Below are 22,199 nucleotides of genomic sequence, written 5' to 3'. Positions count from 1 at the left end.
ATTAGTCGGTATAGGTGCGGAAGGGTGCGAGAGGGAGCCCGTTGACTCCGAAAAGCCCTACGTCCGCATAGTTTGTCCACTTGAAACGGGCTGCGGCAGGGGCTTTCACCTTATCGCAGCTCAGCTCTATATAGGGCAGAGCCACCCTTGCCTGTGCAGGATAGAATTTGCCGTCGCTGCCTGCCAGCTCGAAGCCCTCAAGGCAGTGCTCGTCCTTTCCGCCCAGACCCTTTCCCACATTGGCAAGGTGTATGAGCATGGCGCTTCCTCTTATCTCGAAGCCGTCATACATAGGCGGCAGTGACTCGCTCCTGCTCATCTGAGAATAGATCTCGCTCATTGCCTGAAGGTAGAGCCTGTGGCCTATGGGCTCCTTGTCGGTGGGGTGGATATTGTTGAATTCTCCGCAGTCAAGGCAGACTGCCAGACCCGTGTTCTTCACGGTGCGGAAGATCTTTTCCTGCGCTTCTCTTATGAGCGCCCAGCTCTTTGTGTCGGGATCGTCCTTATACCTGAACATGGGGAGCTGTACCATTACGAAGGGCAGCTCATCATCCTTCCAGTCGCGGCGCCAGTTCTCGATAAGAGCTTTCAGTAGCGTATAGTAGGTCTGCGGTCGGTGGTCATCAGACTCGCCCTGATACCAGAGCACGCCCCGGAGCGTATAGGGAGCTATTCTGCTCACCATGGTCTCATAGAGACCGCAGGGTCGCATGGGATTTTTTATGCCCATGGGACCCGGGTACCTGTTCTCGCCGCATTCTGCAAGCAGGTCGGGCCACTCAATATCGGGCTTTTCTGCGTAGCAGGCAGCCACACGCTGCTCCCAGCCCTCCTGGTATGCCGCATATTCGTCATACTCGGCTATCATCTTCTTGCGGGACTTGCCCTTTACAGCCTTGTCGTAGTCCTCCACATAAGGGCGGAGGCGGCTGTCCTGTTCAAGGTATTCGCGGCTCATCCAGGCAGAGGCGGAGGTGCCGCCCCAGTTGCAGCCTATGATGCCCACGGTGACGCCAAATCTGCGGCTCAGCTCCTTTGCGAAGTAGTAGCCTGCCGCAGACCATGCTGCGGAATTATCCGCAGAGGGCAGGCTCCAGCCTGTATTCTTTTCGGCATCTTCTATGTCCTCGGGCATGGCGCACTTGGGCGTGTAGTAATATCTCACGTCCTCCTCGCCGCAGCTTACCAGCTCGCGGACGCCGTTTTTATCGTTGCGCAGCTCAAACTCCATGTTGGACTGACCGCCCGCCAGCCAGACCTCTCCTATAGCCACATTGCGGAACACCTTCCTGATGGCGCCGCAGGCTATCTCAAGGGTACATTTGCTGCACTCCGTCATAGGGGGCAGCAGCGCTTCCCACCTGCCATTTTTTATAATGGCTCTCACGGATATGAGCAGCTCGGGCACGGAGACGGTTATGACCTTCTCGTTGTTGGTGCAGGTGCCGAAGATACGGACGTACCGCTCTCTTTGCAGCACCATGTTGTCACTGAATACAGCAGCAGCTTTCATTATGTGAAAATCTCCTTATTCGTTTACTGAAAGAACGTCGTTCTCATTGCAGAAGTCGATGAGGGTATATCTTGCTATATCGGCGAATTCAGGCTTTGCCAGATAGTATACGTAGGTCTCGATGAGGTTGAACAGCCAGGCTGTCCTGCCCTCTATCTTGAACTGATTGAAGCCCATGGGGAGGTACTTATCCCATATATCGGCGGGCTTGATATTTGTGCTCAGGTCCCTTATCTCAAAGAGATTTCTTGTGAAGAAGGGACAGTTCTGGTTGGCGCCGTCACCGAAGATAATGGGGTCATAGGGCTTGTCGGGATACTTGCGCATATGGTTGGCGTAGTTTATCTGCTGAACGCCCACGTTGTAGTAATGCTGCTTCCTGTTGGGACAGGCTGGGCGGCAGTTGGAGTTCACCAGAAACTCGCACTTCTCCTTGTGAGGGAGCTTTTCAAGTATGTCGAATTTGTTGTTCAGGTCGTAGTCCACCACAACTATGCTGTAATCCTTTTCCAGCTCTGCGGCAAGTCTTTCCCCGTCGTCAAGGCGCTTGCAGGTGGAGCTGGTCAGCTTGAAATTGGGGAAGTTTTTGCGGATATACTCCTCCAGAATGGGAGACACCACGATAGCCTCATTGAGACCGTTGTCCGCAAGGCTCATGACCATATTGCAGAACTTATCGTTGAGGTGTTTCTTTTCAAGAGCGGGATTGGTGAAGGTGAAGCGGACGGGTATGCCCCTGTCGTTGAACTCCTTCAGCACCATTTTCACGAACCTCTTGTCGCATAAGCCCTCCTGGGTCCTTCCGCCGTTCCATATGGACTGAGGGAAGGCTCCGTAGAAGGAGGCTATCTCGAAATCGCGGAAGTACTGGGGATACTGCTCCAGCACCGTGACGAAAATGAGGTTGAACTTGAAATGAGTAGCTATACCCGGGAGGTGAAATCTTGCTTTCATAGTTTCCACCCCTTATTTGTCCACGCGGATAATGCCGTTGCGCTCCAGATTGTAGAGGAGCATGAGACGGGCTTCATCGCGGCACTCGGGCTTCACCATGTAGTAGAGGTAGTTCTCGGTGAGGAATATCCTTCCTGCTGTCCTGCCCTCAAGCTTGAACTGCTCAAAGCCCATGGGGAGATACTTCTCCCAGATGTCATCGGGGCTCACATGGGTGGGGAGCTTTCTTATATCGTAGGCATTTCGCGAGAAACAGCCGCAGTTTATGACATTGGTCTCGTTTATCTCGTAGTAGTCATTGATGTCAAAGGGCTTGGTGGTGCCGCTGTTGACATATTCATTATAGGCGATGGAATACTCGCCTATGAGCCTGTAATGCTCCTTACGCATCTTGCACTTTGGATTGCAGAGGGTGTTGCAGAGTATCTCACATCTGCTCCTGTCCTCCTGTGGTATCTTCTCAAGCTGGTCGAACTGATTGTTCAGGTCATAGTCAAGCACAACAATGCTGTAGTCCTTTTTCAGCTCGCCTATGGGACCGTCAATGGTGTCAAGGCGCTTGCAGGTAGAGCTTGTCAGCTTGTAGTTGGGGTACTTGTCACGGATATAGTCTTCCAGCAGCGGTGAATTTACGATTATCTCATTGAGGTCATTGTAAGCCAGCTCCAGGAGCCTGTTGCAGAAGGGGTCCTTGAGGAGGTCCTCTGTGATACAGGGATTTGTGAAGGTAAGGCGTACAGGTATGCCCAGACCATTGAAGGCAGAAATGACCTGTTTTATGAAGCTCTCGTCGCACCTGCCGCTCACGGGTCTTCCGCCGTTCCATACAGCAGGGGGAAATATCCCGTAGAATGAGGCTATCTCCACGCCCTCGCGGAAATAGTGGGGACAGTTCTTCATAAAGTGTGCAAATATGAGATTGAAGGAGAAATTCTGTGTCAGTCCCGGAAGATGAAATCTTGCTCTCATGATAGCGCCTCCTTATCTTTCGTATTGGATAACGCCGTTGGCGTCCAGGTTGTAGAAGAACATCATTCTTGCCTCATCGCGGCATTCGGGCTTTGTCATGTAGTACATATAGATGTCTATGAGGTAGAGATTGCCCGCAGTCCTTCCCTCTATCTTGAACTGCTCGAAGCCCATGGGAGCATACTTGCCCCAGATAGCGTCGGGAGAGATATGTGTGGACAGGTCCTTTATCTCATAGAGTGTGCGCTGGCGGCAGTTGCAGTGTATTAGCTTGTTGACATTGCGCTCGGTGTAGTCATTGATGTCAAAGGGAAGCTCGGGGTGCTCCTGAAGGTGCTTGTTGTAGTATATCATCTGCTCGCCGATAAGGTCATATTCCAGCTTGCGGTTGGGACATTTCGGGTTGCAGCAGGCGTTTGACAGGAACTCGATACGGGGTCTGTCCTCCATGGGCACCTTTTCAAGAATGTCGAATTTATTGTTCAGGTCATAGTCCATGACCACGATGTTATAGTCCTTTTTCAGCTCATCAAGGAAGCCCTCCTCGGTGTCAAGGCGCTTGCAGGTAGAGCTTGTCAGCTTATAGTCGGGGTAGGTCTTGCGGATATAGTCCTCCAGCAGGGGAGAATTTACGATGACCTCGTTGAAGCCGTTGTTGGCAAGCTCCATTACTCTGTTGCAGAAGGGGTCATAGAGGTGCTCCTCTTTCAGAACGGGGTTGGTGAAGGTAAATCTCAGCGGGATACCAAGGTCGTTGAAGGTCTTGATGACGCCCTTGACGAAGCTCTCGTCGCACTGACCGCCGATAGTTCTTCCGCCGTTCCACAGTGACGGGGGGAAGGCTCCGTAGAATGAAGCTATCTCAACGCCCTCGCGGAAGTAGTCGGGGCGGTTTTTCAGCATATGCGCAAAGACGAGATTAAAGCGGAAATGCTCCGTAAAATCAGGGAGATGAAATCTAACTCGCATGATTATCCTCCTTACTTGAATGACAGAGCGCCCGAATTCTCCATGGTCTTCAGCAGGGTGAACCTTGCTTCGTCGCGGCATTCGGGCTTTGCCATGTAATACATATATGTTTCCAGCACATTTATGGGACTTGCAGTCCTTCCCTCTATCTTGAACTGCTCAAAGCCCATGGGCACATACTTCTCCCATATATCTTCGGGGGAGATATGTGTGCGGAGGCTTCTTATCTCGAAGATACCTCTCTGTGAGTAGGGGCAGTCGCGGAAGTGGTCGGGGTCGTACTTCTCCACATTGAAGGGGAGATTGGGGTACTTCTTTATATGCTCGTTATAGGCTATCTGCTGGACGCCTATGGAGTGATAATGGGCAGAGCGCCTGGGACATCCCGGCTCGCAGCAGGCATTTGAAAGGAACTCGATACGGGGTCTGTACTCCATGGGTATCTTTTCAAGGAGCTCAAAGCGGTTGTTCAGGTCATAGTCCATTACAACTATATGGTAATCCTTTTCCAGCTCGCCCAGAAGTCCCTCAAGTGTATCAAGGCGCTTGCAGGTGGAGCTGGTAAGCTTGTAGTCGGGGAAATTCCTGCGGATATAGTCCTCCAGTATGGGGGACATCACGATAGCCTCGTTGAGACCGTTGTTCGCCATATTCAGCACCATGTTGCAGAAGGGGTCGCTGAGGTGCTTTTTCTCAAGTGCAGGGTTTGTGAAGGTAAATCTCAGGGGTATGCCTCTCTCGTTGAAGGTCTTGATGACCTGCTTTACGAAGGTCTTGTCACAGACTCCTCCCTGAGTTCTGCCGCCGTTCCAGATGGAGGGCGGGAACACACCGTAGAATGAAGCTATCTCCACGCCCTCGCGGAAGAATTCGGGACGGTGCCTGAGCATTTCCGCAAAGAGGAGATTGAGCTTGAAATTACCCGAGAAATCGGGAAGGTGGAAACGAACTCTCATGTTTTATTCTCCTTGGATCGAAGTATATATTTTATTTGTTATAAAGCCTTGTCAGCAATAGGGCTGACAGCTGACGGCTAATGGCTTATATGCAGTCTCCACGCTCGGCGGAAACCTCATAGCCTGCGGACTCTATCCGTCTTTGCAGGCAGCCGCGGCATTCGGCGGCTTCCTCGCCCGTACATATCTTGTTGTCGTACAGGTCGTATTTCTTCCTCACCTTTACAGGCGAGAGATTGGGCATAACGACGTTGCAGCCTGTTTTCAGCCCCAGCTCCCTTCCGTTGGGAGCGATAGTGCCAAGGGCAGTGGTGGCAGGCAGCAGCACCTTTGGGAACATGAGCCTGAGTATGCCCAGAAGTCTCAGGGTCAGTGCGAGAGTGCCTCCGCTCTCCTCCGCAAAGGGCGTGTTATGGTGGGGCACAAAGGGGCCTATTCCTATCATCTGGGGACGCAGCTCCTGAAGGAAGCGCAGGTCCGCGATGATGTGGTCCGTGGTCTGATAGGGAGCGCCTACCATGAAGCCTGCACCTACCTGATAGCCCAGCTCGCGGAGCTGGAAGAGACATTCCTTGCGGTGGGCAAGACTCATCTCCGCAGGGTGGAGCTTTGAATACAGCTCCTCTGAGGCGGCTTCGTGGCGGAGCAGGTATCTGTCCGCACCTGCTTCCTTCATGCGCCTGTAGCTGTCGTAGGAGCGCTCGCCCAGGGACAGTGTAACAGCGCAGTCGGGATATTTTTCCTTTATTTCCGATATTACCGAGCACATGAAGTCATCGGTGAAGAAGCTGTCCTCGCCGCCCTGCATGACGAATGTACGGAAGCCCAGTCCGTAGCCGTTTTCGCAGCAGCTCATTATCTCCTCGCGGGAGAGGCGGTAGCGGTCAGCCTCCTTGTTGCTGCGGCGGATACCGCAGTAAAGGCAGTCATTCCTGCAATAGCTTGAGACCTCGATAAGTCCCCTGAGAAAGACCTTTTTTCCGTAGCTTTTCTGTCTTGTCTCATCGGCGTATCTGCGCATGAGCTCCGCAGTCTCACTGTCATCGGTCTCAATGAGAGCTTTCAGCTCGCTGTCGGAGAGGTCTCCCGCATTGTAAAGTTTTTCGACAAGTTCCGTCATATCAGCCGCCCAGCCTTATCATTTCATCTATGCACTTTCTTGCCTGAGCGATGAGCTCATCGTCCATGAGTATCTCGAAGGCGTCGCCGTCTCCGCCGCCGATACTGACGAGAGTGTTGTAAATATCGGGGAGAGTGGTGAGCTTCATGTTGTGACAGACGAGGTCACGGCTGACGGGATAGAATTTCTTTCCGGGGCAGTCATACTGCAAATGCTCTACGATGGAATTTTCAGTTCCAATGATGAACTCCTTCTTGTCGGACTTCTTTGCATAGTCCATGATACCTGTGGTGGAGCCCACATAGTCAGCCAGCTCTACCACCTTGGGAGTACACTCGGGGTGAACAAGGAAGAGAGCATCGGGGTGCTCCTCCTTTGCAGCCAGTACCTCCTTGGGAGTTATCCTTGCGTGAGTGGGGCAGCCGCCCTGAAGGAGCTTTATATCCTTTTCGGGGCACTGTCTCTTTATATAATCTCCCAGATTGCAGTCGGGAATGAAGAGTATCTTGTCAGTGTCGAGAGCTCTCACGATACGCAGAGCGCTTGAGGAGGTAACGCAGACATCGCAAACGGTCTTGAGCGCGGCAGTAGTGTTGATGTAAGCCACAACAGTGCGGTCAGGCTCCATCTCGCGGACAGCGCTTATCATTTCCCTGTCCATCTGCTCAGCCATGGGGCAGCCTGCGTGCCTGTTGGAAAGGAATACACGCTTCTGAGGCGAGAGCATCTTTGCGGTCTCAGCCATGAAGTGGACTCCGCAGAAAAGGATATTTTCCTCAGCGATATTTTTTGCGTCAACGCTGAGCTTATAGCTGTCACCCACGAAGTCTGCGATCTCGCATATCTCTCTTGCCTGGTAGCAGTGAGCGAGTATAGCTGTATTTGTCTCCTTTTTCAGCTTTATTATCTTGTCCTGTAATTCTCTTACGGTCATGGTTTTACTTCCTCTCATTTTAATTACACGGAATGCCGCAGACGGCGTTTTCTGTGATTTTAGATCAACATTATGTCTTTTTGAACTTATCATTTCTTTTCATTTATGTCAAATTTCTTCTTTAACTGATTTTCAGTAAGTATCAATGAAAAAATGATCGCTGCGCTTTGCAGTATAAGCAGAAAAAACTGAGTATGATCGCCTGAAATACTGCTTAGATCGGGGTGGATAAGAAAAAATGCAGCTAAAGTCAGGACAAAGCCTGCTGCTCCTATAGCGAGCCATATACTGCCGCATTTGTTATTGGCAAAATACCATGCTTCGTTGCTTGCCATTGATCTTTTTGTTTTGAATCCTATTGTATAATCGACAGGAGATGAAGCATATTTTTTCATGCAGCAGCCTCCAATGAGTATTGTAAGTGAAGTTATGAGGTTGACTATAATAATAATTTCCATTATGTATCACCTTTGATTATAATTTGCCCATTTTATTGATTATACCACATATGTAATAATATTTCAACCCATAACGGATAGTTGTCAGTGAAAAGTGCATAGTTCCAAAAAAAATACAGCGGGCATGACCGCTGTACTCATATAGCAGCTTATGCGTAATTATCGGGGAAGAAACCTTTTTCAAAAGGTTTCCCTCAATATCACCCGTAAAGCTTCTGTACGAGTGCTCCCTAAAAACTGAGCTGCTTCTTTTTCACCATATTGCATCTGCCCCACAGCTCGTCGCCGAAGGGGAAGGCGTCGGGAGTTGTATGCCTCTCGGTAAAGCCTGCGCTCTCGTAGCATTTACGGGCTCTCTCGTTGACGGTGAACACGTTGAGCTGAACCGCCTCCGCATTCAGTATCTCAAAGCAGTACCTTGCGGCAAGCTCTATCATCTCCCTGCCATAGCCCTTGCCCCGCTGAGCAGGGTCCACTATGACAAAGGCAAGCATCGCCTCATTGCTGTCGGTGCTAATGGAAGTACATATAAAACCCACTGTCTCTCCCTCGTCCGTTGCGGCAACAAAGGGACAGTCGCCGTGTTTATCATACATAGCCGTAAGGAAATCGCTGAAGGCGTCCTTTTCCATGGGAAAGGGAGCGTGGTTTGCGCTCCACATGGCGTTGGTGCGTTCATCGGTGACCCATTTCTTTATAGCGTCAAAGTCACGGCTGTGGACGTATGGTCTAAGTCTCATAGCAAAACCTCCTGTTCAATTCATAATTATTTTGTCCGCTGACGCGGATAAAAAAGCAGGGGCTGGCGTCCTCGACAGCCCGTTATTTTGATTACATTTAAGGGTCGTCGGGGACGCCGTCCCCTACAATGATATTATGTTATATATTTCGTTGGGAGCTGGCGCTCATACTTTCGCCTCACTGCTTACTTCTTTGAAGCTGCTCTCTGGAAGCACTTTACTATCTCAACGATAGGAAGTATGCAGAAACCTGCAAGGAATGCGTAAAGGTAGTTCATACCCGAAAGCGCTGACAGTGAGAAGATATTTCTCAGTGCAGGGATAAAGAGTACGGGTATTGTCAGTACAGCTGAAAGCAGGATAGCTCCGATGAGCACGATGTTGTGCTTCTTCATGGTGAAGACAGAGCCCTTGAGGCTTCTCATGTTCCATGCGTGTATCATCTCGCATACGCAGAGGGTGATGAATGCCATTGTCATGCCTGCGCCGTGTCCCTCGCTCTGATAGCCGATAACGTAGGAAACAAGGGTAAGAGCTGCGATAACAGTGCCCTGCCAGAGCAGGTTTATTCCCAGACCGTCAGAGAAGATGTGTGAGTTGCTGCTTCTGGGCTTTCTGGACATTATTCCGTCCTCGGCAGGCTCCATACCCAGCGCGATAGCGGGGAAGCAGTCTGAGATGAGGTTTATCCAGAGCAGGTGTACTGGGTTGAATATTACGAATGAACCGTCTGTAAGTCCTGCAAGACCCAGTGTAGCGACGAGGATACAGAGCACCTCGCTGAGATTGCTGGAGAGCAGGAACTGTATTGCCTTGCGGATATTGTCATAGATACGTCTGCCTTCCTCGACAGCGCCTACGATAGTTGCGAAGTTGTCATCGGTGAGGACCATGTCAGCAACGTTCTTGGTAACGTCGGTACCTGTGATACCCATACCAACGCCGATGTCGGCACTCTTGATAGAGGGAGCATCGTTTACGCCGTCGCCTGTCATGGCAGTGGTCATGCCCTTCTTGCGCCATGCGTTTACGATACGAACCTTGTGCTCGGGCTGTACACGGGCATAAACGCTGTAATCCTCAACGTGAGCGTTGAACTCGTCATCGGGGATCTTTGAGAGCTCTGCGCCTGTGAGAGCCTGCTGACCTTCTTCAAGGATACCCAGCTCCTTAGCGATAGCAACAGCTGTATCCCTGTGGTCGCCTGTTATCATTACGGGACGTATTCCCGCTGTGCGGCAGAGACCGATAGCGTCCTTTACCTCGGGACGAACGGGGTCGATCATGCCTGTCATGCCGATGTAGATAAGGTCATGCTCCAGACCCTCGGGTGATATATCATCGGGGATCTCGTCATACTCGCGGTAAGCTGCAAGGAGGACTCTCAGAGCCTGGTCTGCCATTTCCTTGTTGCGGCGGAGTATCTCAAGTCTGTCGGACTCGGTCATTATGCGGACGCCGCCCTCCTTGACCATGTGTGTGCAGTTTTTCAGCACCTCATCGGGAGCGCCCTTGGTGTACTGTACAAAGCCCTTTTCGGTCTTGTGAACAGTTGTCATCATCTTTCTCAGTGAATCGAAGGGAGCCTCTGCCACACGGGGAGTTGCAGCCTCAAGCTCGTACTTTTTAAGTCCGCACTTGTGTGCATAAGCCACCAGAGCAGCCTCTGTGGGCTCACCTGTAACCGTATCGTCGGAATTGAGCTGAGCGTCACAGCAGAGCGCCATAGCCTTTGCAAGGAGCTCCTTGTCGTCTGTGTTCTCATGAACGACGGTCATCTTGTTCTGTGTGAGAGTACCTGTCTTATCGGAGCAGATGACCTGTGCGCAGCCCAGAGCCTCAACGGCTGTAAGGCGGCGTATGATAGCTCCGCGCTTTGACATATTGGTAACGCCGATGGAGAGAACTACGGTAACTACCGCAGCCAGACCCTCGGGGATAGCGGCAACTGCAAGGCTTACAGCGATCATGAAGGACTCAAGGAAGCCGGGAAGTGTGATGGTGCCGTTCTTCACAAGCATCTGAACGATGTTGAGTCCGAGAATGATAACGCAGATAATGAGAACTGCGATAGAGAGTATCTTACTGAGCTGATCCAGGCTCTTCTGGAGAGGGGTCTCATCGTCATCGGCTTCTGCGATAGCGCCTGCGATCTTACCCATCTCGGTCTTCATGCCTGTTGCGACTACAACGGCTTCGGCACGTCCGTAGGCGATGCTGCTGCCCATGTAGAGCATATTCTTTCTGTCGCCGAGAGGCACATCCTCGCCTTCGAGGACACGGCTGTCCTTCTCGGAGGGAACGCTCTCACCTGTCAGCGCCGACTCCTCAGCCTTGAGGGCAGCGGCTTCCAGTATACGGCAGTCAGCAGGAACATTGTCGCCTGCCTCAAGGGTTATGACATCACCGGGGACAAGGTCTGAGCTGGGGATAACGAGAAGCTCACCCGAGCGGTAAACCTTGCTCTGTGCGGCACTCATTGCCTGGAGCGCCTCTATGGCTGACTCAGCCTTGTTCTCCTGATATACGCCGAGAACAGCGTTCGCCAGCACTACGAAAAGGATTATGAACACATCAGCTTCAAGCCTGCCCTCTGAGATAATGCCTGTTACAGCCGATATTACAGCGGCTGCGATAAGCACGATTATCATGGGGTTCTTGAACTGCTCTATGAACCTTGCAAGCAGCGTAGGCTTGGGCGGCTCGTCAAGCTTGTTCTTTCCTGTGGCTGCAAGTCTTTTTGCGGCTTCTTCCGCAGTAAGTCCCGAAGCGGAGCTGTCTACCTCTTTGAGGACAGCATCGGTGGTTTCAAGATAATGCTTCATGATTTTCCTCCCATATCTCCCTGCGTCTCATAAGTGAAGCTGAAAAGCGCTTTTTTACGGGCGCAGAATTACATCATCAAACAGATAATATTTTATCATCTACAGCTCAAAAAGTCAAGATATATCAGTGAACGGACTGTGACGAAACTGTGACAGCACAGTGAAACAGATATTTTTATCCCCTCTGAAAGTAAAGGAGCCCGTTCCGGCTGGGAACGGGCTCCTTTACGTAGGGAGCTGAAGCGGGACTCCCTCATATGAAAAATCACTGTATGATTCTACTGCGAAACAAGCGAATGAAAGGAAATTCTGAAAAATATACTTTCAAGCGTTTTGGTAATTGGTATATAGAGATGGTTTATTTAAGAGAGATCTGAAAGCTTTGGGGGGTTCACTGTTTGTTCCGGGAAAGTAATGCCATTACAATGATCATCACCGAAAATTGGGCTTCGTACGGGAAAAACCGTCTGCCTTCCTTATTGAAGGCAGGTGATTTTTTCCGTTAGGGGATATGATATATGTTATGAAAGCTGTTGGTACGATCAAGCGTGCAGGCTGTATCCCTGCGATACCTTGTGCAGTCACTTATTAGTTTTATTGACCGAATGCCCATTAATTTAGGTCCGTCGCCCGAAAAGGTGACTGCGCAATCATCTGCCTGTCCGATCGATCTGTTTCAGGAATAGCACTGAGACTGTGTCGGATAGAATAGCTGAGACTGTTGGCGGCAGTTGCTGACTGGCAGCATTGTTAGATCAATTGTTGCTCGGCGTATTATGATAGACATACGCTTCTTTTGTTGTGACTGTGGGATATTTAGTACAGAGAATAAAAGTAAGATTTTTAGTAAGAATATTATTGCTTTGAGTTTTCAGTTAAGTGTTATGTAGTGTAGTGTTTAGAATTTTCTGAGTTTTCTGAGATCCTTTGGGGGGTCAAGCTGGTTGAGCCACCACGCACAAGCTGAATTGGCATTCTGCTCGGCAGCCTTTACCGATCTTGATACGATAGATTTCATCAGTTTTGCCTTGACAGTGTTTAGGTTTTTCTTCATGACAAGAAATTCCTCCTGTGTAAATGATATGCGGGCACCTTCGGGTCGACGCCTAATTATTATTATATTTCGGATTTTGCAAAAGTCAATAACTTTGCACTAAACGCCGTTTATTTGCATTTTTATCCCGCGGAGGGGTGTTTTTTTACCCTTATTCGGTCACTTCTCCGTTAGCCTCGGTATCGGGTATAGGTATGAGGAGCTCCGTTATGAACTGCTCTCCCTCGGTGTGGACATTGAAGTTTCCGTTGTACTTCAGGCAGGCGCTCCTTATATTTGAGAGACCTATTCCCTGATGGAGCTCCTTTGTGCTGCGGAAGCCCTTCTCAACGTCGGGCGCCACGCTGGCAAAGGTATTCTCCATATATATGAATACGAAGTAGTTGCGGCGGGTTATGGACAGCCATACCCTGCGCTTCTCCTCGGGGAGCTCCGCACAGGCTTCAAAGGCATTGTCCAGCATATTTGAGAATATAGCCGTGATGTCCAGATTGGATATGAAGTCTATCCGTGTGAACTCCGCGTCCACTCTGAAGTCAACATTCATCTTCTCTGCGGCGTCCAGCTTGTTGTTGATGACCACGGTCAGAATGGAGCTGTCGCACTCAAAACGGGGCATGAGCTTGTCCAGCTCGGCGTTGAGCAGGTCCTTATAGTGCCCTGCCTCATCGGCTTTGTTGGAGTTTATGAGCCCCTCCAGAGAGGATATATGCTTCCTTACGTCGTGTATGATACGCCTTGAGGCGGCGTATTTCTCGTTGAGCTCGTTGTAGGCATTGAGCTGGAGCATTGACTGCTGTGTTACCAGCTCAAGCTCCTTCTCTGTCTGATAGGTCTTTGAGATCATTCTGATAAGATATGCCAGATACAGGTCCAGCGACAGGAAGGTAAGGAGTATTACAACTATCTCCCACCTTGACTTTGATGAGATTATCTTGTCGTTGAGGTACTGGAAAAGGAGTATCTCGCCTATCATGAGTATGAGGAACATGAGGAACTCATGAGTCCTGATGTTATTGGCGCCCTTGCCGGCTATAAGCAGCAGCAGACACTTCGCCACGGCTATCATGACTATCCAGCACAGCACCGTGGCTGCGAGGAACAGCACGGGGGTCCTCTTCACGTCGTTGGTATCCGCATTTACCATTACCGCCAGCAGCAGTGCCGACAGCATTTCCACTATACAGATGGTTATGAGGTAAATGGCGTCATAAATGAGAAAGACCTTCCCCGGGGGCTTGTAGAACAGCAGATTGAGCAGCACCAGCAGTGCGATCATGGTGAAGAATTTGACTATGGGTATGTCTGTAGTACCGACAGCTCCCATGATCAGGGAGGCAGCCGCAACGAATAATACCTTCTTCAGCAGTGAAAGCTCCTTTGAGGTATAGAGCTTGTCAAAGATTATGAATGTGAATATGTACATACCCGCTGACGATATGGTGTGCAGTAAAAAAAACATAAGCTTATCCCTGTCTTATATAGTTCTTGATGAAACGGCTGAACTCGTTGTGGAATTCCTTCAGTTTTTTCTGCGCAACGGGTACTTCGATACCGTTTGTGGTGTACAGCGTGAAGTTGTTGAGCTTGTCTATATGCTCCATATTGACGATGAAGCTCTTATGGGGCGAGACGAAGTTCTCGGAATCGACCAGTGCGAATATGTCGGAGAGGCTGCCCTTTATGCGGTACTTCTCCGATTTTGTATATACGGTTATGCGGCGGTTGCCTGTGTATTCAAAGGCGTAGATATTCTTGAGGCTGAGGAGGAGAGGTCCCTCCTCCCCCTTGAGCTGGATGACCGCTTCCTTCTCGGCGTTCTCGGTAAGATAGCGTGAAAGCTCGCCCAGGACGCTGAAGATACGCTCCTTCTCAAAGGGCTTGACCACGAAGTCAAACGGGTGGACGGCATAGCTTCGCAGGGCGTACTCGGAATGGTTGGTGACATAGACTATCCTTGCCTTCTTGTCGATCTCGCGGAAGAGCTGAGCCGTTTTGAGGCCGTCGATCTCCCCCATTTCTATATCCAGGAATATCAGGTCGAAGCTGAGCTTTGTCTCAAGGAGCTTTTCTCCGCCCCTGAAGCTGTGTACATCGTATTCTACCGAGTGTTCTGTGCTGTATTCGGATATACAATCCTTTATTTTGTCTATTATCTCCTTGTCATCGTCGCATATTGCAATATTTATCATCAAACCGCTCCTTTCCTGTTTGAGAGTCTGCCCACTGCGAGAAAGGCTCCCGTAAAAAATACCGCCATGGCAGAAGAAAGCATGAGTCCGTATGCGCCTGCAAGCCAGAGGGCTCCGCAGACTATAACAGCCGCCCCCGTGACTATGAGGGACCTTCTGCGGAAAACGGCCTTCTCTATATCGTCAAAGGGCTTGTTGGGAGCCTCTACGGGTGCAAGAAGGATTATAAGCAGTGCTCCTGCGGCAAAAACGCCTGCGGAGACCGCCGGTGCAGGTCTGTCCTTTATGAGTTTGGAGGCCGCAATGACTGCCGCCAGCACCAGCATAGATGATACGAAGCAGGCTGTCCTTGTCCTTGCATGGAAGCCGCCGCAGCAGCTCCGCATAATGGGATAAACCAGCATGAAGACTATGACGGCAGGTGCGCTCCTGAGGATAAAGGCTGTCACCAGCATAGCCGCAGATATAAGGGTCTTCATTATATTCAGCTCAAGACCGTAGCGGACTATAGCCGCGTCCTCCTCTGTGGTCCAGCCGCCGCTGAGGAGCTTCTCCATTATAAGATCCAATATTCGGTTCATTTTTCGGTTACCTTTGTTAACATAAGTCTGCCGCGTGGCGGCAGCAGATCCGGATGTTTCTATTCATTCATTATATATTATATTTTCATAAAAATCAAGTGCGGGTGCACAAAATGCAACATCTATGTATGAAATGTCACAATGTTGCGGCAGTGTAACAGCAAAGACCGTTTTTTCCGCTTTCGCGCCCCTGACACAGGGCAGTAAACGGCGCAGCAGCCCCCTCCGTGCCCTCGGAGCTCATATGTTTTTTATAACCCGCAAAAATTGGTATGACCTGTGCTCACAGCAACGTGTCTGCGTTAAATTCTGATGTGATACTTCGTGTTTCTGCGGTTTTTTCTTCACAGGATTAACAGGTGGTATATAAAATCCATATTATAACATTTTTATCCTTTTCATCGCATTATGTCAGTAGTTTTTATTGACAGTTACAGCACAGACTGTTATAATAATAACATAATCCAGGATATAGGAGGAAAGAATATGAAGGGATTTATTTCGTTCATCACCGCTCTCGCTGTCATAGGCGGAGCCGCCTGCACTTCCATGCCCACAACCGCAGAGGCAGTGCAGATAAGAGGATATATGCACACGGAAAAAGAGCTCACCGCTGAGGACATCGCCGACATGACTCCCGTCAGACACGAAGACAGCGGAACCCTCATATACGCCATATATGACGGTTTTGCAATGGTCAGCAACGTCAACAGATCAATAGCCGAAAGCCTTGAGGAAATCGTCATCCCCGACACCATAGGGGATCTGCCAGTTGTGGGCATAACCGAAACGCCCTTTATCTACTGCCCGAATCTGAAAAAGATCACCCTCTCAAAGGATACGCAGTTTTTCTCAAGATATGATTACCTCTGCGACTCTCTTGAGGAGATAGTCATTCCCGAGGAGAACCCCTATTTAAGAACAGAGGGCAATTATCTCTATTCCGCAGACCTGAGCACACTTATCGGCGTTATTCCCGCGGCTTACACTCCCGTCAGCAGCGACATTCCCACCGACATACAGAAAATAGGCGACTACGCCTTTGCAGGCTGCATGGACCTTGAGGAGATTACCCTCCCCGACAGCGTCCGCGAAATGGGTACGGGCGTTTTTGCGGGCTGCGAAAACCTGAGAGAGGTCACTCTCCCGGATAAAATCACAGTACTGCCCACAATCACTTTCGGCAGCTGCAAAGCTCTCAGCAAGGTCGAGCTCCCCGAAACTGTCAACGAGATAGGCACCTACGCTTTTAAGGACTGCCATAACCTGCGTGATTTCCATCTGCCGCCCCATGTCACTTCCATACGCATGAACGCCTTTGAGAATGCAGGCTGCACAGAGAACATGGACGGTATACTCTATGTAGACAACTGGGCTGTGGACGCAGACAAGGATATACAGCGTGCAGACCTCAGAGAGGGCACCATCGGAACCTGCGAGGCGCTTTTCGATAATAACAAAGCTCTCAAGGTCATCACCATACCCGAATCCGTAGAATATATGGGCAGACTGCTGGTATTCACCATGTACAACCACATCGAGCGCGTTGACTTCTATAATAAGATCATCGGACAGAACGCCCTTACCGGCTGCACGCACCTGAAAATGGTGTGGATACATGACAAGGACTGCCGCATAGCAGACTCCCCAAAGACCATACCTCAGTTCTGGACAGAGGACAAGGGTGAAACGGAAGACATAACCATAATCGGTGTCGACGGCGAACCTGCCGAGGAGCCCGAAAAGTTCAACACTCTCATCTTCGGCGCTGAGGACTCTACCGCGCTGAAATACGCTTCGTTCTATAACAGGGAATTCCACCTTGCAGACGAGAAGGAGTACACCTACGACAAGGAATACACCCAGCAGACCGAAAACGGCGTGATATACAACGTGTCAAAGTACTCCTCCACAGCCGAGGAGCGTGAGGATAACAGCCGGCCCGATGTATTCATAAACAGTCTTATCGGCGATTCTCAGGTAACAAAGATCTCATCGGGACTTTTCTTCCGCGGAGACACTCCCGTGGAAAAGCTCCATATATCCGACAATCTTGCCGCGCCTTCGTATTATGAGCCCTTCTATAATTACTGCTCATACTATGAGACAGGCGAGGACTGCTACAACTATACAGCTGTGGACGGTATCCTCTACAGCAAGGATATGCACACCCTTATCAGCTGCCCGAAAAACTACGACAAGACTGAGATAGTCATTCCCGACGGCGTAGTATACATCGGCAGCTATGCCTTCATGGGCTGCGACAAGGTAGAGAAGATAACTCTCCCCGACAGCGTAACAGAAATAGACACCGGCGCATTCAGAGCCGCGGCAACCCTCAAGTCTGTAGTCCTTCCCGAAAAGCTTGAGCAAATAGGCTTTGATGCATTCCGCGACTGCGCTTCTCTCACCGATGTGACTATCCCTGCAAGTGTACACACTATATACAGCGACGCTTTCAGCGGCACAGCCGCCTATGAGGTGGAGGACGGCGTCCGTTACATCGGCGACTGGGCTGTTGGCGTGGAGAAGTCCGCTGCGGAAATGAATATACGCCAGGGCACGAAGAAGGTCGCTGTCATAGACTTCTCAGATTCCAAGGTCAAGAGCGCATATATCCCCGCAGATGTACAGCTTTGCGATCATCTCACTTACAGCGCAGACTGCAATATCGAGACTCTCATAATCGAAAGCCCTGCCATTGAAAAAGAGCAGCTCCGGTATCTCTATCACCTCAAGGATATATACATCAATGATATTTTCTGCGATATAAGCAGTAACGCTATACCGACTATTTCAGTGAAACCTCCTCAGAGTTCCCATGTGCGGTATATCGGCATGGAAGGCGCTGGCAGTTCTGTATTCACCGGCTACGAGTACAACAGTGCCGCAGGTCCTGCTATCCACGGCAGAATGAACTCCACCGCCCATGAATACGCCAACGTCCATAATATTAAGTTCATACCCACCGACGAGGGCGAGGAAAACTTCGTCCGCGGCGATATAAACGGCGACTACAGGCTGAATATCGCAGACTATGTGCTGTTCAGCAAGTACCTCCGCGGAAGGATAGACCTGACCGAACAACAGGCTCTCACAGCCGACATCAATCAGGACGGCGTCACCGACATCTTCGATATGGTGGAACTCAGGATAGCATTTTTAAGGCAATAAGTCCTCAGAAACTATCAAAGCCCGTAAGATAAACTCTTACGGGCTTTATTTATTCCTCTGTCTCTTCAAATGAAGCTCTTACGGTGACGCGGCTCTGTCCGCTGAGGGTACAGGTGAACAGGGTCATATCCCAGTCAGATGAACCGCCGCTCAGCATATGGTCAACGTCATAGCCGTCCACATTCTCGGTGTAGTCCACGCGGTAGAAATACTGCATACCGTCGGCTGTTGTGAACCATATCTCGTCGCCCTGGGACAGCTCCTTTATCCTGCCGAAATGGCTGTTGTAATTATGGGCGGCGATTATTATATCCCTGCCCTCAACGGTGCCGCTGTAACGGCAGGGCGATGTTTTAAGTCTTTCGTAGCTCCAGCTGCTCATTACGGGAAGCTCCAGTCCCAGCTGAGGAAGGGTGATATATCCGCAGTAGTCCTCGCCGTTCACGCTAATGCTGCGCATTTCCGAGGGGGGCTGAGTAGTGGGCTCCTCATAGGGAGCGAACAGGTCGTCCGAGGGAGGCTCGGTGCCGGGGGAGGTAGTAACACAGGCAGGCGAAGGGTCGGGGATAAGCTGTTTCAGCTCAGTCATTACGTCCTGGGACTTTTCAAAGGCAGCATTGCTCTCATACATATTATACGCCACAAGTCCCACAGCTCCGCCAATGAGCAGTACGCCTATCAGCACAGGCAATATCCATAGTTTTTTCTTCATTCCGCACCGCCTTCCGCAATATGTATTACTTATATTATACTCCCCGTGAGCCTCCCCGTCAATCCCCCGTGAAGCGTTTAGCGCCATGTTAAATCATAATTTATCGTAATACCTTGCGGCAACTATGAATGGGATTCCAAAGGGACTGTGTCCCTTTGGCGGAGTCCAGAGGCAGCGCCTCTGGCGGGGGTCAAGGGGCAGAGCCCCTTATTACGTCAGGCGCCTCGCAAGGGGTGAATCCAAAAACAGTCCGGTGGACTGTTTTTGGAGAGGGGACGCCTTGTAAGAGAAGGCGTCCCCTGGTTGAGCGGATGATAGTCGCCACTATAATACGAATTTTGTGGGACGTCGAGGACGCCGTCCCCTACATAATGCTAAATTATGATTTATAATTATAAGTCCCCAAAAGCAACGCCCCGAAGCGTTCAAAATCACTTCGGGGCGTTAAGTCCTATACTTATTTATTCTTGAACCACTTGTAGTAGTACCTGCGGCAGATATAATAGACCTTGAGGAACATATCCTTTCCGAAGAAAAGTATCAGATTCGCAAGTGAAAGCAGGAGGAATATCCGGGTCTGGAAATCTCCCATTATAAAAGCCACAACAAGTCCGAATGCCGAGAAAAGTCCCAGCCACTTTATCTTTATGGGGATAAAGAAGAACAGCAGTATCTGCTCGTCGGGAAAGAGTATGGCAAAGGCAAGGAAAAGGCTCACATACAGGTAATAGTTGGTGGCATAGCCCAGTATAAAGCCTGCTATGATACAGCCTATGACTCCCGTAAAGTAGAACACATTGAATTTGAAGCTTCCCCATTGGTGCTCCAGCGCCGTTCCCATCATCCAGTAGAAATAAAGCGCAAAGGCAAGGAATATCATGTTGAATTCGGGAGGCACCAGCACAAAGGAGAGCACCCTCCAGACCTCCCCATGAAGTATCTTCCCACGGTCGAACTCTATCATATCTATGAGAAAGACCTTGTTATTAGGGTTGGTCATGAGTATGATGTCCGCCACGGCAAAAACCGCCATGCCCAGGACGATATACAGCATGAGATTTGATATTGAAAAGCGGCGGAACTTCCGCTCAAGCTTATCAAGAAGTTGATTGAGCATCGCAAAACCTCGTTTCTTATTCAGTTTTATCCAGTATATCACGGGAAATACGGTTTGTCAAGAAGCCCTCGTCACACGGTCTCGCCCCGTTCTATACGCTCAGCCAGGTCATTGAGGTACACCCAGCGCTCCATTTTCTCATCCAGCTCCTTTGAAAGGGCGTCCTTCTTGTCGGAGAGCTCCTGTAGCCTTACATAGTCGGAGGTATTGACTGACATCTCCTTCTCCGTATCGGCGATAGCCTGCTCCAGAGCGGCGATGTCATCGTCTATGGTGTCGTACTCTCTCTGCTCCTTAAAGGAGAAGCGGAGCTTAGTCTTTCCTGTGTAGACTCTCTCCTTTTTCTCGCCCTTCTTTTTGGGCTTTTCGGTCTCGTCGGAGGTGAGAGCCTTCTCCGCATAGTCGGAATAATTGCCATTGAAGCGGTTACACTTACCGTCCCTGAACTCGAATATCTCGTCAGCCATCTTGTCAAGGAAGTACCTGTCATGGGAGACCGCTATAACGGCTCCGCTGAAGCTTTCAAGGTAGTCCTCAAGTATGGTGAGGGTGGTGATGTCAAGGTCGTTGGTGGGCTCGTCGAGGAGGAGTATATTTGGCGCTGTCATAAGGATCTTCAGCAGGTAGAGCCTTTTCCGCTCGCCGCCGGAAAGCTTCTCTATCCTGTTCCATTGAAGCTCGGGCGTGAACAGGAAGCGCTCCAGCATCTGTGAAGCCGTCACCGTACCGTCGGGAGTCTGCACCCTGTCGGCGGTCTCTCTTATATAGTCGATAACCCGCAGCGTGGGGTCCATTGACTCACACTCCTGGGAGAAATAGCTGATATTCACGGTATCGCCCAGAACTATCCTGCCCTTGTCGGGAGCCACTTCTCCCGTCAGCATTTTCAGGAAGGTGCTCTTGCCTGCGCCGTTGCGTCCCACAATGCCTATCCTTGCGTCACGGGAGACGATATAGGAGAAATCGGTGATAAGTGGCTTGCCGTCGATATTCTTGCTGATGTCCTCTATCTCTATGGTCTTCTTGCCCAGACGTGAGGACACGGACTGAAGCTTCAGCTTCTCAGCCTCCACGGGTATCTCGCGGTTTTTCAGGGCTTCAAAGCGCTCTATCCTGTCGCGGGACTTGGTGCCCCTTGCACGGGCGCCCCTGCTTATCCATTCCAGCTCTCTGCGGTAAAGGCTCCTGTTCTTGCGCTCGGCAGCAGCCTCGTCCGCCTCTCTCTGCGCCTTTTTTGCAAGGTAGTCGCTGTAGTTGCCGTCGCTGACGTAAAGGCTGCCCTTGTCCACCTCGGCTATCCTGCCGCAGATCTTGTTGAGGAAGTATCTGTCGTGGGTGACCATGACTATGGCGCCGCGGTACTTCATCAGCAGTTCCTCAAGGAGCTGTGCAGTCTCGTTGTCGATGTGGTTGGTGGGCTCGTCCAGAAGCAGGACGTCGCTGGGCTGCACCAGTGCGGCAGCTATTCCTGCACGGCGCTTCTCTCCCCCCGAAAGGGTGCTTATATCGCGGTCATAATCCGTTACCCCCAGCTTTGCCAGCACTGACTTTGCCTCGTACTCCTTCGCCTCTTTGAGGTCATCGGGAAGGTGTGAAAGCACCTGTGACAGCACGCTTCCCCTGTCGTCGAATTCGGGTATCTGCGGCAGGTATGAGATCCTTATGCCACCTGTTCTGATGACCTCGCCGCCGTCGGGCTCCTCCGCCCCTGCAAGTATCCTCAGCAGGGTAGACTTTCCCGTGCCGTTTATTCCGATAATGCCCACCTTGTCCCCCTCGTTGAGGAAGAACGAGACGTTGTCGAGCACCTTTCTCTCCATGTATGTCTTGGATATATTCTGAGCCGTAAGCAGGATCACTCGGGTTCACTCCTTGATAAAAAATAACTGTTATAAGTATATCACATATCCGCCGAAAAGGCAAACCGT

Annotated in this window: 18 protein-coding genes; 1 reads left to right on the top strand and 17 read right to left on the bottom strand. The window is 50.5% G+C overall.

Annotation, left to right across the window (positions count from 1 at the left end; genetic code table 11):
• Position 1: 1 nt before the first annotated feature.
• The 14 genes from T488_RS0115890 to T488_RS19055 all read right to left on the bottom strand — a co-directional run bounded on the left by T488_RS0115890 (position 2) and on the right by T488_RS19055 (position 15,268).
• Positions 2 to 1,516: a sialate O-acetylesterase gene (locus tag T488_RS0115890; RefSeq protein WP_037298587.1), complete on the bottom strand. Its 1,515-nt coding sequence runs from the start codon at positions 1,514 to 1,516 to the stop codon at positions 2 to 4.
• Between the two features lie 15 nt (positions 1,517 to 1,531).
• Positions 1,532 to 2,470, bottom strand: coding sequence for a hypothetical protein (locus tag T488_RS0115885; protein ID WP_028521665.1), 939 nt, complete (start codon positions 2,468 to 2,470; stop codon positions 1,532 to 1,534).
• Between the two features lie 12 nt (positions 2,471 to 2,482).
• Entirely contained in the window at positions 2,483 to 3,439 is a 957-nt protein-coding gene (locus T488_RS0115880) for a hypothetical protein (protein ID WP_028521664.1), read from the bottom strand.
• A 12-nt stretch (positions 3,440 to 3,451) separates the two neighbouring features.
• Positions 3,452 to 4,408 (bottom strand): hypothetical protein, encoded by a 957-nt coding sequence (locus tag T488_RS0115875; protein ID WP_028521663.1) that lies wholly within the window; start codon positions 4,406 to 4,408, stop codon positions 3,452 to 3,454.
• A gap of 11 nt (positions 4,409 to 4,419) precedes the next feature.
• Positions 4,420 to 5,364, bottom strand: a complete 945-nt coding sequence (locus tag T488_RS0115870) for a hypothetical protein (protein WP_028521662.1) — start codon at positions 5,362 to 5,364, stop codon at positions 4,420 to 4,422.
• Between the two features lie 85 nt (positions 5,365 to 5,449).
• A complete protein-coding gene (gene hydE / locus T488_RS0115865; RefSeq protein WP_028521661.1) occupies positions 5,450 to 6,484 on the bottom strand; it encodes a [FeFe] hydrogenase H-cluster radical SAM maturase HydE in 1,035 nt (344 codons plus the stop codon).
• A 1-nt stretch (position 6,485) separates the two neighbouring features.
• On the bottom strand, positions 6,486 to 7,436 hold the full coding sequence (nadA, locus tag T488_RS0115860; RefSeq protein ID WP_431767948.1) for a quinolinate synthase NadA: 951 nt from the start codon (positions 7,434 to 7,436) through the stop codon (positions 6,486 to 6,488).
• 71 nt (positions 7,437 to 7,507) lie between these two features.
• On the bottom strand, positions 7,508 to 7,876 hold the full coding sequence (locus T488_RS0115855) for an SdpI family protein (RefSeq protein WP_028521659.1): 369 nt from the start codon (positions 7,874 to 7,876) through the stop codon (positions 7,508 to 7,510).
• A 230-nt stretch (positions 7,877 to 8,106) separates the two neighbouring features.
• On the bottom strand, positions 8,107 to 8,616 hold the full coding sequence (locus tag T488_RS0115850) for a GNAT family N-acetyltransferase (protein ID WP_028521658.1): 510 nt from the start codon (positions 8,614 to 8,616) through the stop codon (positions 8,107 to 8,109).
• A 185-nt stretch (positions 8,617 to 8,801) separates the two neighbouring features.
• On the bottom strand, positions 8,802 to 11,441 hold the full coding sequence (locus tag T488_RS0115845; RefSeq protein WP_028521657.1) for a cation-translocating P-type ATPase: 2,640 nt from the start codon (positions 11,439 to 11,441) through the stop codon (positions 8,802 to 8,804).
• Positions 11,442 to 12,339: 898 nt separating this feature from the next.
• Positions 12,340 to 12,495 carry a cyclic lactone autoinducer peptide gene (locus T488_RS19450; RefSeq protein WP_082320566.1) on the bottom strand — a complete coding sequence of 52 codons (156 nt, stop codon included), beginning with the start codon at positions 12,493 to 12,495 and terminating at the stop codon, positions 12,340 to 12,342.
• A 151-nt stretch (positions 12,496 to 12,646) separates the two neighbouring features.
• Entirely contained in the window at positions 12,647 to 13,921 is a 1,275-nt protein-coding gene (locus T488_RS0115835; RefSeq protein ID WP_196243338.1) for a sensor histidine kinase, read from the bottom strand.
• A 40-nt stretch (positions 13,922 to 13,961) separates the two neighbouring features.
• Positions 13,962 to 14,687 carry a LytR/AlgR family response regulator transcription factor gene (locus T488_RS0115830; RefSeq protein ID WP_028521655.1) on the bottom strand — a complete coding sequence of 242 codons (726 nt, stop codon included), beginning with the start codon at positions 14,685 to 14,687 and terminating at the stop codon, positions 13,962 to 13,964.
• Positions 14,687 to 15,268 carry an accessory gene regulator B family protein gene (locus tag T488_RS19055; protein ID WP_028521654.1) on the bottom strand — a complete coding sequence of 194 codons (582 nt, stop codon included), beginning with the start codon at positions 15,266 to 15,268 and terminating at the stop codon, positions 14,687 to 14,689. Before T488_RS19055 ends, T488_RS0115830 begins: the two co-directional genes overlap by 1 nt.
• Positions 15,269 to 15,754: 486 nt before the next feature.
• On the opposite strand from T488_RS19055, the gene T488_RS0115820 reads away from it, so the two are divergent.
• Entirely contained in the window at positions 15,755 to 18,442 is a 2,688-nt protein-coding gene (locus T488_RS0115820; protein WP_028521653.1) for a leucine-rich repeat protein, read from the top strand.
• 49 nt (positions 18,443 to 18,491) lie between these two features.
• Here the strand turns inward: T488_RS0115820 and T488_RS0115815 are convergent, their stop codons facing one another.
• The 3 genes from T488_RS0115815 to T488_RS0115800 all read right to left on the bottom strand — a co-directional run bounded on the left by T488_RS0115815 (position 18,492) and on the right by T488_RS0115800 (position 22,130).
• Positions 18,492 to 19,154 (bottom strand): sortase, encoded by a 663-nt coding sequence (locus tag T488_RS0115815; protein WP_028521652.1) that lies wholly within the window; start codon positions 19,152 to 19,154, stop codon positions 18,492 to 18,494.
• Positions 19,155 to 19,611: 457 nt separating this feature from the next.
• Entirely contained in the window at positions 19,612 to 20,271 is a 660-nt protein-coding gene (locus T488_RS0115805) for a rhomboid family intramembrane serine protease (protein WP_028521650.1), read from the bottom strand.
• A 71-nt stretch (positions 20,272 to 20,342) separates the two neighbouring features.
• Positions 20,343 to 22,130 carry an ABC-F family ATP-binding cassette domain-containing protein gene (locus tag T488_RS0115800; protein ID WP_028521649.1) on the bottom strand — a complete coding sequence of 596 codons (1,788 nt, stop codon included), beginning with the start codon at positions 22,128 to 22,130 and terminating at the stop codon, positions 20,343 to 20,345.
• Positions 22,131 to 22,199 lie beyond the last annotated feature (69 nt).

The organism is Ruminococcus flavefaciens ND2009 (assembly GCF_000621785.1).
In the GTDB taxonomy this organism is placed as follows: domain Bacteria; phylum Bacillota; class Clostridia; order Oscillospirales; family Ruminococcaceae; genus Ruminococcus; species Ruminococcus flavefaciens_C.
Note: the sequence above shows the minus strand (reverse complement) of the source record. Positions and strands in the feature narration are given on the sequence as shown.